The organism is Ferruginibacter sp., from assembly GCF_031391665.1.
In the GTDB taxonomy this organism is placed as follows: Bacteria; Bacteroidota; Bacteroidia; order Chitinophagales; family Chitinophagaceae; genus Ferruginibacter.
This window is the reverse complement of sequence record NZ_JANMUN010000026.1, coordinates 1-12,449: the sequence shown is the minus strand read 5'-3', so window position 1 is coordinate 12,449 and position 12,449 is coordinate 1. Positions and strand designations below refer to the sequence as shown.

The window sequence follows — 12,449 nt, the reverse complement described above, 5'->3', positions numbered from 1 at the left end:
CAATAAAAGAGCAGCCTGCTTTTAACAGGCAGTTTGAAATTTTAATAAGAAATTTAAAAGAGTACGAAGCAAAAAAATACAACATTTATTTATTTGCCGAAAATCCCAAGCAGTTAGAAAGATTGCATGTGATCTTCACTGACCTGAAAGCGGAAATAAATGTAATCCCCATTCCTACATCTATCCACGAAGGTTTTATTGATGATGATTTAAAAGTGATCTGTTATACGGATCATCAAATTTTTCAACGTTATCATAAATACAAAGTAAAACAGGCCTTTAGTAAAAACAAGGCGCTTACTTTAAAAACACTAAGAGAATTACAACCGGGAGATTATGTAACACATATCGATCATGGAGTAGGTGTGTATAGTGGCTTACAAAAAATTGAAGCAAATGGACGTTTGCAGGAAGCAGTACGTATTCAATATAAAGATGGCGACTTGTTGTATGTAAATATTTCCAGTTTACATAAAATAGGAAAGTACAGCGGTAAAGAGGGCAGCATTCCTAAAATGAATAAACTGGGCAGCGATGTTTGGAATAAATTAAAAGACAAAACAAAAAAGCAGGTAAAAGATATTGCTACCGATTTAATAAAACTTTACGCACAAAGAAAAAGCCAGGAAGGCTTTGCATTCAGCCCCGATAATTATATGCAAACCGAACTGGAAGCAAGTTTTATTTATGAAGATACTCCCGACCAGGGCAAAGCAACAGAAGATGTAAAACGTGATATGGAAAAACCATCGCCAATGGATCGTTTGGTTTGTGGTGATGTGGGTTTTGGCAAAACAGAAATTGCTATACGTGCCGCTTTTAAAGCATGCTGCGATGGTAAGCAAGCTGCTGTATTAGTGCCTACAACTATTCTTGCGTATCAGCATTATAAAACTTTTGGAGAACGGTTAAAAGATTTTCCGGTAACTGTAGATTTTATCAACCGCTTTAAATCTTCTAAAGAAAAAAAAGAAACCCTTGCAAAATTAGCCGAAGGAAAAATTGATATCATCATTGGTACACATGCTTTGCTGAGTAAAGATGTTAAGTTTAAAGATTTGGGTATAATGATAATTGATGAGGAACAAAAATTTGGTGTGGCTGCAAAAGAAAAACTAAAACAGTTAAGGGCAACGGTTGATTCGCTTACACTAACGGCTACCCCAATACCAAGAACTTTACAGTTTAGTTTAATGGGTGCAAGAGATTTAAGTATCATCAACACACCACCACCTAACAGGCAACCGATCCAAACCGAAGTAATGGTTTTTAATGAAGATGCCATCCGTGATATTATTTATTATGAAACGGAAAGAGGCGGACAGGTTTTCTTTATACATAACCGTGTTAATGGCTTATCCGAAATGAAAGGATTAATACAGGGTTTATGTCCGGATATTAGTATTGCATTTGCACACGGACAAATGGATGGTGATGAACTGGAAGATACCATCCTCGACTTTATGGATAAAAAATATGATGTTCTGGTTTGTACTAATATTGTAGAAAGTGGTGTGGATATTCCTAATGTAAACACCATCATTGTAAATAATGCACATCAATTTGGATTGAGTGATTTGCATCAATTAAGAGGAAGAGTTGGAAGAAGTAATAAAAAAGCTTTTTGTTATTTGCTGGCTCCACCAATGAGTACATTACCACCCGACAGCAGAAAACGTTTATCTACTTTAGAACAATACAGTGACTTAGGCAGTGGATTTCAAATTGCCATGAGAGATCTGGACATTCGTGGCGCAGGCAATATGTTGGGTGGTGAGCAAAGTGGTTTTATTGCAGAAATTGGTTTTGAAATGTACCAGAAAATTTTAGACGAAGCCATACGTGAATTAAAACGAACCGAATTTAAAGAACTGTATAAAGAAGAAATTCAGCAGCAGGATGATTTTGTAAGCGATTGCAGCATTGATACCGATTTGGAAATTCTTATCCCCGATAGTTATGTAGAAAGCATTACCGAAAGACTTTCCTTATATTCAAGATTAGATAATTGTGCAAACGAAAAAGACTTAGAAGATTTTCATAAGGAAATGACGGACCGCTTTGGCCCAATACCACCGCAGGTAGAAGATTTATTTACTACAGTGCGTTGCAGAAAATTAGCAGTGGAGTTAGGTTTTGAAAAAATGTTTTTAAAGAATGAAACCTTAAAATGTTTTTTTGTAAGCAATCCCGACAGTCCGTATTTTACCAGCGAAACTTTTAATGGCATTTTACAATTTTTACAAAAAGGTACCAATAAAGCCAAGCTAAAACAGGTGGGTAAAAATGGTATTTTGGTGGTAGAAGATGTAAAGACTATGAACAGTTTGCATTTGTTTTTAAAACGTATGAGGGAGTCGCTATAATAAATCCCTGCTTTCAGTTACTTGATTTTTTAGAATATCCCACCTTTTAATTTATTTTATACCCCATAAAACGTGTGCCTGCAGCACTAGCAGATCCAGAATCTACGATAACATTAGATGTATTGGCAGAATTAAATTTACTTGATAAAATAAAAACTTTATCGCCAGCATTTAAATTTAATATTGCCGTGTGGCTATAAGATCCTTTTAAACTACCTGCTGCATTTACGATATCTACAAAAGGAACTTGCGTCGTAAAAGTATTACTGCTGTTATTTACTCTAAACTCATTAATTATGCTGTAATCAGATGTTAATGAAACAGAATAAATATCCATAGTAAAACTATACAATCCAGAGGAAGGTGCTACAAACTCATCGGTATTTTGGTTAAAGGCGTTACCTGTATTATAATTATTAGCGCTGGCAGCAAGAAGACCAAAATGTAATCTTACACTTGCCCCACCATGTGGTATTGTTCTGTTACTGTCTAACATTACAGAAAATGCTACGCTTCCTGGTGCGTCTTTCCATGTTGCTAATCCGGTAGCATCGCTTGTTAAAACTTTACCTGAGCCTGGAACACCGCCATTAATTTTTATTTGTCCGCTAACGGTTACGTTTGTACCATCATTTTGCAAAGCACTGTTTGCAATCCAGTTGGTGCCATTACTGCGTAAAGTTTGGCTGGCAGTTCCTGCTGGTAATCCACCACCTGCTGTGCCGGCAGTACCACCAACTTCTGTCCATACACTTCCGCTGTAATACCAAAATGTACTGGTAGTAATATCAAAAACTAATAACCCTTTTGCAGGTGCTGCAATTGCTGTGCGTTGCCCGGTATTCATTCTTGGAATAAGAATACCTCTGTCGAAGGATTTTACATCCAGCATGGCACTCGGGTTTGCTCTTGTAGAATCACTATTAATACCCACCCCTTTTATTGATGATGCATTTTCTGTTTTGCAAGTACTGCTGCAACCGTCGCCGTTAGTAGTATTGCCATCATCACATTCTTCTGTAGATTCAATAATGCTGTTTCCACAAATATTGGAAAGATTAAGATTGTACACTAAAGAAAAAGTGCCTGCTGCTGTGGCATTAAAAGAAGCTATTCTTGCATAATATGTTCCGGCATTTAAAGTAGTTTGAATTAAAGAAAAAGCGCCGGGTCCGCCATCATCATCACAGGCTACCTGCACCAACGCACCGCATGTACCGGAATAAATTGCTAAAACGGGATCAGCAATTGAAGGACCATTTACTTAGAAGCGGCAAATTTTACTTGTTGAAAGAGTGAACGTAAACCATACGTCTTTATTAATATTAGTTTGGCAGGTTGGTGCAGGTACACCAACAGAGTTTGTTGCCGAAGAATTTTGTCCTGCTGCTGTGCCACTGGTTCCCGATAGTGTAACAGCATTTATACATTCATCATTATAATTGCAAATACTTGGGTTACCGGTACAATTAAAACCTGCTTCTATACTGCAGCTGCTGTTACAACCATCGCCATTTGTATTGTTACCATCGTCGCATGCTTCGCCTGCTCCCACAATGCCGTCGCCACACACTGCAACAGGCGTGCAAATACTAGGGCTACCTGTGCAATTAAAACCTGCTTCAACCAAACAAGTAGCATTACAGCCATCACCGTTTGATAAATTACCATCATCACAACCTTCGCCGGCTTCTACAATACCATCGCCACAGGTAGCCAAATTATTTACAGGGTTATTGTTTTTATTTATGGTTGAAGTAATAATATTAAGCGATGCCGCTAACTTTTCTATACCCCCAAAACCTTTTATTATTTTAGATTTGCCTGTGGCATTATTAAAATTAACCATTGAGGGCACTGCATGAATATTAAACTTATCTGCCATCAGCCTGCCTTCGGCAGTGGTTATATCTAATACCTTTACGTTGTATTTTTCTAATAATTTTTTTTGAAAATCAGCATCGTTCGATACTGCTTTATCCATGTTTATACAATATGGGCAATCTGGTTTATAAAAAACCAACAGTGTGTTATCGTTTTTGGATGAAGCGGTTTGAAGGTTTTGGAGAAAACCAATGTTGGCAAAGACAGAATTTATTGCTAAAATAAAAATGATAAGTACAATTATTTTTTTCATACAACTTTGAATTTTTATTTACTGTTGATTTTGGATTACTGTTAAGTATTTTTATTATTAGAGTATATATTATTTCCCTTCAATTAAAAGTGTTAACCAATTTTATTTGCATCAATTTATTTTAAAACCTTGAAACCTAGTTTTTCTATCAAAACCTAAACTGCCAGTATTATTAATAATAAGTGCAGTGCCGGTATTTTGATAAAATTGCACTTCTACTTTTTGTCCTGCTGATAACGCTGTGGTGGTAGATACAAATAAACTTTTTTCGGTACTTGCAGATGCGGCATTTTCTCTTGTTTCATAATTTCTAATAATATTTAATGAAGCATCTCTTACCACAATACGAACGGCAACATCTGCTGCGGTTGGCAAAGCAAACATTATTGAAGTTTCAAAATGATAAGTGGCAGTTTCTGGTGCCGTAAATACTGATGCTGATATATTTGCTACCCCTAATTCTTCTGGCTCACCAAATGAAATTTTTGTAAATATATTGCTGTTTGCAGATTGGGGACTACCTGGTAAAAGGTAAGTACCAAATGCAATTTTTGTGGGTACAGGTACTGCTTTCCAACTTGCAATACCAATAGCATCGCTGGTAAGTACCTTATTATTTGCAGGTGTTCCGCCTCTTATCTTTATCACTCCATTTACATCTAATGCGGTGGATGGAAAATTTGTATTGATACCCGTTTTACCAACTGCAGGCGAAATATTAGGCTCACTCACAATACATATTTTTGCAGAGCCAGTATCTGTAGTAGCTGTGTATTGCCATACCCTTAAATAATAAGTTGCACCCGCTATCAAATTATCAAATTGAAATTGAGGGTAATTTGCCGGGCCATCATCATCATTGCACCATTGGTTGCTGTAAAACAAAGTACAACTTTCCGCATCATATACTGCTGCTGCTAAATCGTGAGATACAGCATAGGCTTTATCAAAAAGGATGGCACAATTATTATTTATTGTGGTGAATTTATACCACACATCTTTACTGGTATTACCAAAACCACCACAGCTGGCGTTTGAAGTGCCGCCTGTACTAAATGTTGCATTAGCCCATTGGTAAATAGTTGTTGGTACGCAGTTAGCCGCAGCAACTACTGGTATATTAACAGCTCCGCAAGGCTCATCGTTTATTGGGGTTTGGGCAAAAACGAATTGCGGTAATATTATCATGAAAAAGATAATTTTTTGCATATCAATTTGTTTTTTTTATGTGAAGATTTCCTTCTGTTGATAAGGCTTTGCCAATACCTGCATTTTGTGCTTGTACCATTGTACATACTAATAAAGCTATGCACGGGAGGATAAAAAATTTCATTATAAATAATTAGTTTTAAAAATGGTTGATGTAACGGTGTGTTGCAAAATATTTTTTATGGTAAACTATTTTGATGAGTTTATAATTGTTACTAATTATACCAGATAAGGATCATACCATTGCCACCGCTATTACCATCTTCGTCACTGGCACCACCAGAGCCGGGATAATTATCAATATTTGCATTTTCACTATGATCGTATTGATACGGACCATTTAAAAAATAATATACTGCTCCTCTCTGTACGGGTGGATTTACCATTCCAACAGCTCTTCCTCCGTCGCCTGAATATCTTATTTTCCAAAAATCAGTAGAGCTTGTTTGTTCAGCTTTAAAAGTGGGGAAACCGCCGGGGTTACCGTAAAGTGTATAAAAATTTGTAAGTGTACTGGTGCCGCTTTGCGGTTGTCCTGCTGTTAACGAAGTTGCTAAATGCCCTTTACCGCCTAAGGCTACAAGATTACCGGCAGCAAAAGTTATTGTTGTACTACCACCATCACTAATTGTTACAGTGTATAAATTATCAGTACTACCAGAGCCAATTGTATAGCTAAGTATATTACCCGGAATTACAGTTTGAGTTGTTGCTGCATACCCTCCGCTTGTGCCGCCAAAATAATAAGCCGGTGCTGCAATTGAAACGGTATTAGTGCTTATTACCCCTCCGCTACCGGCTCCCCAAAGCTCTACCATAACCTCCGTAACACCTGCCGGAACTGTAAAATTTCCTGAGCCGGCCGCAGTAATTTGTTTGCAATATTTATAACCAGCTTTGCTTCCAATACTTTGCCAGCTTGCATTACCAGCTGCATCACTGGTTAATACTTTATCTGCACCTTGTGTACCATCAGCAATTTTCAATGTGCCTGCTACTTCTAATTTTGTTGTTGGATTGGTAGTGCCAATACCCACATTACCGTCATCTAAAATGGATACTCTTTCTTTTAACCCCGATGCTGCAGCACCACCAAAAGTAAACAACCCCATTCGGTAAAAACTGGGTGCCGTTTGTATTGTGGCTATACTGCCAGAATAATTGTTGTCGCTTTTGTAAAACAAACCTGTTTTGGTGTTAAGTGCCGTTGCTGTATTTTGAATAAGCAATACTGCACTATCAGCAGTTTTAACCTTTAGTTTACTTTCGGCTGGATTAGTTTCGCCAATGCCTACATTTTGTGCCGCAGCATTTATTGAAAAAAGAATACAAATGATAACTAATAATTTTTTCATCACAAGCTTAATTTTAGTTTTTTTAAAATGGTTTCGTAAGGTGTTTCTATTTTTATGTTGATAAAAGAATTTTTTATATTACTGATATCAATTGAATTATTTCCCTCGGCCAAGCTTACACTTTTTAATATTTCGCCATAATCGTTTTGTAAAATGGCCATCATTTTAGTTGGGGCACTGTAGGGTATAAATATTTTTACCCAGTTACCATGGTTTTGTAATTCTATTGTTATCGAAATTTCTTTGGTCATTAGTTTTAAAGGTCGGGTTAAAACTAAGCAGTATGGGCATAGTAATGCAATGCCCATAAGAGCGTGGATGCATCAAATAAGAATTCGGTAATTTCTGTTGAGAATTTGGCTTACCCCAGTTTTAATCTTTGTAAAAAATCAGCTTTTTTTCTGCGGCTTATTTCTACCCGGTGGCCCTGTTGCAGTAATACATAATCGCCGTCGTTAGTTTTTACAGCTTCTACATATTTAAGGTTTATAAGGTGGGACTGGTGTATTCTGAAAAAATTATGTTTGCTTAATTGTTCTTCAAAATCTTTTAAAGTTTTACTTACAATTATTTTTGGCCGGTTGATAAAATAAAAATGCGAATAATTATTGTTAGCTTCAATATGTATAATATCCTCCACATTTACCAATAACATTTCATGCGAAGTGGTTAATGTTATTTTTTGTGATGCAGCAGCAATATTTTCTTTTACAGTCTGCCTTTCGGTACATTTTTGTAAAGCATCATAAACATCCTGTGGCGATAATGGTTTTACCAGGTAATCTGTTGCAGCAGCTTTTAATGCCGGCAATGCATATTTCTCGTGTGCCGTTGTAAAAATTACCTGAAATTTTCTTTCCGGAAAATGTTTTAATAATTCCAACCCGGTCATCTGCGGCATTTCTACATCTAAAAAAACGATATCAGGCTGCAGCTGTTCTATCTCTTCAATTGCAACATGTGCACTGGTATTGCTGCCGCAAAGTTTTACCTGCTGCACAAATTTTTTATTAAGCATTGCAGCTAAAGCATCCACTGCATTTTGTTCGTCATCAATTATATAACATTGTAGCATATTTATTGCATTTGCAGTGGTAAGGTAATAATAACTCTTGTGCCGGCAGCAACACCATTTTCTTTTTTATCTTCTATTATTACGCTGGCATTTTGTTTTGTAGTTTCCATAAGCCTGTTAATACGCTGCTGTGTAATTTCTAATCCCAGCGATTTTTTTTCATCAGTGTTATTTTCAACTTTATGCTGGCGGCCCACACCATCATCATCAATAATACAAACCAACTGATTATTTTTTTGCATAACTGTAACCGTTAAATTGCCTTTGGTTACTTTTTTATTCAGGCCATGCCAAATAGCATTTTCAATAAATGGCTGCATCAGCAAAGGTGGTATCTGTAAATTGTCCTGTGGTAAATTATCATCAACTTTAATAGCGTAATCAAAATGTGCATTGCTGCGCCGGTGTTCCAGCTCCACATATAATTTCATTACATTTATTTCTTCTTTTAAACTAATGGTTTCCTTTCTGGAATTTTCTAAAATGGCCCTTATCAGTTTTGCAAACCTTGCCAAATATTCCGCTGCATCTTCTTCTTTATTTTCCCAAATATATTTTTGTACAGAGTTAAGGGAGTTAAAAATAAAATGAGGGTTCATCTGGCTACGCAGCATTTTAGTTTCCAGTTCGGCCATCATTTTATTTACTGCTGTTTTTTGTTTTTCTTTTTCTCTTATTGCGGCTACTCTTTTTTTGGCTATACTAATTACTGCTGCAACAAATAATATGGCAAGCAATGGCCAAAACCACCAGCGCTGCCAAAATGCCGGCTTAATATAAAATTGAAATGCTGTAAAATTTTCGTTTTGTAAACCACTGCTGTTGGCGGCTTTTAATTTAAAACTATACTTACCGGGCAGCAAATTATTATACGTTACTGTACGCCTTGTACCGGCAGTAATCCATTCTTTATCGTACCCTTCTAACTGGTAAGTAAAAGTAATTTTATCGGTGTTGGTAAAATCGGGTGCGGTATAATTAAAAATAATTTCGTTTTCATTGTAGTTTAATTGTAAAGGATTTTTTTGAGACTGATTTAATGTTTCATTGAATAACTCTCCATTGATAATAATATCTGTAATTACAGGATTTGCTTTTTTATTGTTAACGTTTACCTGCAGCGGATCAAAATTAGTAAACGCCATACGGTAGCCAATATAAAACAGGTTATTGTAAGAAAAAAAAGTAGCAGGCTCTTCGCTCAAACTGTAAATACCATCCTGGGTTGTAAATTTTTCAAAAATATTTTTTGCAGGAATATATTTAAATAAACCATGCGATGTTATTACCCAAAGATTTTTATCCACATCTTTTTTTAACCTGCATTCATCTACTTTATCAATGCCTTTATTTTTACCGGATGCGGTAGTAATTTTGGTTGTAAGATCATAAACCCTTAGCCCTCCCAAACTGCCAATATATAATTTGTTATTAATTATTTCAATGGAGCGGCAGGCCTTTTCAGATGCATTTAAAAAAATACCACTCTCCTTTAATTTAAAAAACTTATTACCAGCAATATTAAATATTTTTATTCCGCTGTCGCTTGCCAATACAAGATTATCATTATCTAACTGCTCAATATCATAAAAATTATTTTGTTTATCCTCTTCATCTGCAAAAAAAGAATACTTGTCCGTTACTGCATCCACTTTAAAAATACCTCCTCTGCCCACTACCCAAATAATTCCTTTACCCAATTCTTTCGAAAGCCTAGGATAAATAAAATTACCCTCGCTATTTTTAAGGGCAACTTTTGAAACAATACTGTTTTTAATTTTAAAAAGCCCAGCATAAGTAGTTGACCAAATTTGGTTGTAACTGTCTTTATACAAGTCGGTGGTCCAGCGCCAGTCATAATTAAAATCATCCCCTGTCATTATTGATTTAGTATCATCATAATAAAAACCATAACGCTGCAGTATTTTATGGGTAGATTTTTCATACTTAACTAACCCCATACCGCAAACCGACATCCACAATACATTTTTTTGAAAGGGATCATCAGTAAAACCAGATACCCAGTTATTAAGTTGATCTCTTAACTCCGGCAGTTCTCGGCTTGCAAACTGTTGTTCCTGTTTGTTAACTTTTGTAATTCCATACCAGGTACAAATCCAGATGTTATCACTTTTATCAGTAAAAATATATTCGTTAAAATCTGTAGCAATACCATTTTTATTATTGGCGTCATAGTAAAACTGTGTTATAAATTTACCTGCTGTTTTATCAAACAAAAAAATACCATCATCGTATTTTATTACCCATAAAATGTTTTTTCCTGTTAATGCATTGCTCTGGGTTACTGCCTGCGAAATAAATTCGTATGGCGATGATGAAATTCTTAAATAAGGATCGCCATACTTTTCAAACTGGTAAAGGGTATCATCAGCTATTACTTTTCTAAACCCGGTATGCCACGCCGTCATCCAAATATTTTTTTCATCATCTTCATAAAAAGACGTTGGCTGCAAACGTTCGTTATGCAAATATTGTTTTGCAGAAGACAAATTAATGCAATGATACCGGGCACGGGCATAAGGTATCCATAACCTGTCTTTACTGTCTATCAATAAAAAATTTATCTTGTCATTATAAGGCGTTTCGGATTGTTTAAATGCAATGGATTCTACCCGTAAAGTGGCACAATTTATTTTTGTGTAACCCGTAAAATTTACGCTCCAAATGCAGTTTCTTTTTTTATCAAATACAATTACATAACTTTTAAGAAACTCATTTTTTACTTTTATTTTTTTAAACTGATGGTTGATTTGATTATAAAAGCAAAGTCCCGATTTATAACTCAGCCAGATATTATCATCGCTGTCTATCGCAATATCTTCAATATCATTTTCTGGTAATGAATTGCTGTCGGCATTGTTGTGTTCAAAATTTTTAAAATTAAGCCCGTCAAACCGGCTAAGGCCATGTTGTGTAATAATCCATAAAAAACCTTTACTATCCTGCAGGCATTTTTTGGTGTAATTATGTACTAATCCTTCGTTAGCAGTATAAGTTTTAAATTTAAAATTATTTTCGGTATTAAATTGAGCAATGACCTTTACTGATGTTGTAAGAAGTAACAGTATTAAAATAAATTTGCTGCAGGTTTTCATTAAAAGCAATTTAATAAATAAACCCAACTGTTAGTTATTTTAATTAGCGGTATCAACTTTTTAAGCATACTTTTTACAGCGGCCCTTAAATGCTGTTAAAAAAAATTGCACAAAACATTTCTTCTTACATTTGTCTTCTACAATATTTTCTTGCTATAATTTATTTCATGAGTAAAAAAGAATACGGCCTCCTTTCGCTTCCGGTAATTGTTGCAGCTCTGGGCTTTTTTGTTGATATTTTCGATTTGTTGTTGTTTGGCATTGTGCGTACGAGCAGTTTTAAAGAGCTGGGCTTATCTCCTGCCGAAATTTTATCCAAAGGCGAATTAACCATCAGCATACAATTAATAGGGATGGTTATTGGTGGCATTGTATGGGGCATAATTGGCGACAAATTTGGCAGGCTAAAAGTTTTATTCGGTTCTATTATTTTGTATTCGCTTGCCAATATTGCCAACGGTTTTGTCCAGGATATAAATACTTACATCATCATCAGGTTTATTGCAGGAGTTGGGCTGGCAGGCGAACTGGGGGCAGGCATCACTTTAACTGCAGAAATTTTACCTAAAGAAAAAAGAGGTTTGGCAGGAACAATAATTGCCACCTGTGGAGTGTTAGGTGGAATTACTGCAGCGCTGCTCTCCAAAGTAATTACAGACTGGCGAACACTTTATTTTATTGGTGGCGGCATTGGTTTGTTGTTACTGGCTTTACGGGTATCAGTGGCTGAAAGTACCATGTTTTCTTCTTTAGAAAAAACCAATGTACAGCGGGGTAATTATCTTAAATTTTTTACCACCAAAGAAAGATTTTTTAAATATGCAAAAGGAATACTTATTGGCATGCCGGTTTGGTATTGCATAGGCATACTTATTTTTTTTGCAGATGAATTTGCAAAACGCATGGGCATTAACGGCATTACACCCGGCAATGCAATCTTATTTCAATACATCGGTTTAGGCTTTGGCGATATTACTGCCGGATTGATAAGCCATAAATTAAAAAGCAGAAAAAAAGCGCTGTATATTTTCTATTTTATTTTTACCGTTTTTATTATTTTGTTTTTTACACAGCACAACAGTTCGCCGGCATGGTTTTATTTTATTTGCTCTGGCTTAGGTTTTGGTTCGGGCATTTCGGTATTATATATTATTACCAGTGCCGAGCAGTTTGGTACTAACTTAAGGGCTT

Annotated in this window: 9 protein-coding genes; 2 read left to right on the top strand and 7 right to left on the bottom strand. The window is 35.7% G+C overall.

The annotated features are described in order from the left end of the window. The coding region (mfd, locus tag ACY651_RS02580; RefSeq protein ID WP_462249412.1) for a transcription-repair coupling factor at positions 1-2,366 on the top strand (2,366 nt) is incomplete at its 5' end. 46 nt (positions 2,367-2,412) lie between these two features. Here mfd and ACY651_RS02575 read toward each other — a convergent pair. The 7 genes from ACY651_RS02575 to ACY651_RS02545 all read right to left on the bottom strand — a co-directional run bounded on the left by ACY651_RS02575 (position 2,413) and on the right by ACY651_RS02545 (position 11,258). After that, positions 2,413-3,567 (bottom strand): DUF4215 domain-containing protein, encoded by a 1,155-nt coding sequence (locus ACY651_RS02575; RefSeq protein WP_462249414.1) that lies wholly within the window; start codon positions 3,565-3,567, stop codon positions 2,413-2,415. Between the two features lie 63 nt (positions 3,568-3,630). After that, positions 3,631-4,503 carry a DUF4215 domain-containing protein gene (locus ACY651_RS02570; protein ID WP_462249410.1) on the bottom strand — a complete coding sequence of 291 codons (873 nt, stop codon included), beginning with the start codon at positions 4,501-4,503 and terminating at the stop codon, positions 3,631-3,633. A gap of 111 nt (positions 4,504-4,614) precedes the next feature. After that, complete coding sequence (locus ACY651_RS02565; protein WP_462249408.1) at positions 4,615-5,712, bottom strand: hypothetical protein; 1,098 nt, start codon at positions 5,710-5,712, stop codon at positions 4,615-4,617. 215 nt (positions 5,713-5,927) lie between these two features. Next, entirely contained in the window at positions 5,928-7,067 is a 1,140-nt protein-coding gene (locus ACY651_RS02560; protein WP_462249406.1) for a hypothetical protein, read from the bottom strand. Next, positions 7,067-7,318, bottom strand: a complete 252-nt coding sequence (locus ACY651_RS02555) for a hypothetical protein (RefSeq protein WP_462249404.1) — start codon at positions 7,316-7,318, stop codon at positions 7,067-7,069. Before ACY651_RS02555 ends, ACY651_RS02560 begins: the two co-directional genes overlap by 1 nt. A gap of 110 nt (positions 7,319-7,428) precedes the next feature. Beyond that, on the bottom strand, positions 7,429-8,142 hold the full coding sequence (locus ACY651_RS02550; protein WP_462249402.1) for a LytR/AlgR family response regulator transcription factor: 714 nt from the start codon (positions 8,140-8,142) through the stop codon (positions 7,429-7,431). A 2-nt stretch (positions 8,143-8,144) separates the two neighbouring features. Continuing rightward, the gene (locus ACY651_RS02545; RefSeq protein ID WP_462249400.1) at positions 8,145-11,258 is read right to left on the bottom strand and encodes a sensor histidine kinase; all 3,114 of its coding nucleotides are present in this window, start codon (positions 11,256-11,258) and stop codon (positions 8,145-8,147) included. Between the two features lie 167 nt (positions 11,259-11,425). On the opposite strand from ACY651_RS02545, the gene ACY651_RS02540 reads away from it, so the two are divergent. After that, positions 11,426-12,449 (top strand): MFS transporter (locus ACY651_RS02540; protein ID WP_462249398.1); only part of this gene is annotated, 1,024 nt, incomplete at its 3' end.

What these genes read in the sequence shown, in the direction of transcription:
- ACY651_RS02560 (WP_462249406.1), bottom strand. Translation starts at nt 7,067, where the DNA reads ATGAAAAAATTATTAGTTATCATTTGTATTCTTTTTTCAATAAATGCT.
- ACY651_RS02565 (WP_462249408.1), bottom strand. Translation starts at nt 5,712, where the DNA reads ATGCAAAAAATTATCTTTTTCATGATAATATTACCGCAATTCGTTTTT.
- ACY651_RS02545 (WP_462249400.1), bottom strand. Translation starts at nt 11,258, where the DNA reads ATGAAAACCTGCAGCAAATTTATTTTAATACTGTTACTTCTTACAACA.
- ACY651_RS02555 (WP_462249404.1), bottom strand. Translation starts at nt 7,318, where the DNA reads ATGACCAAAGAAATTTCGATAACAATAGAATTACAAAACCATGGTAAC.
- ACY651_RS02570 (WP_462249410.1), bottom strand. Translation starts at nt 4,503, where the DNA reads ATGAAAAAAATAATTGTACTTATCATTTTTATTTTAGCAATAAATTCT.
- ACY651_RS02550 (WP_462249402.1), bottom strand. Translation starts at nt 8,142, where the DNA reads ATGCTACAATGTTATATAATTGATGACGAACAAAATGCAGTGGATGCT.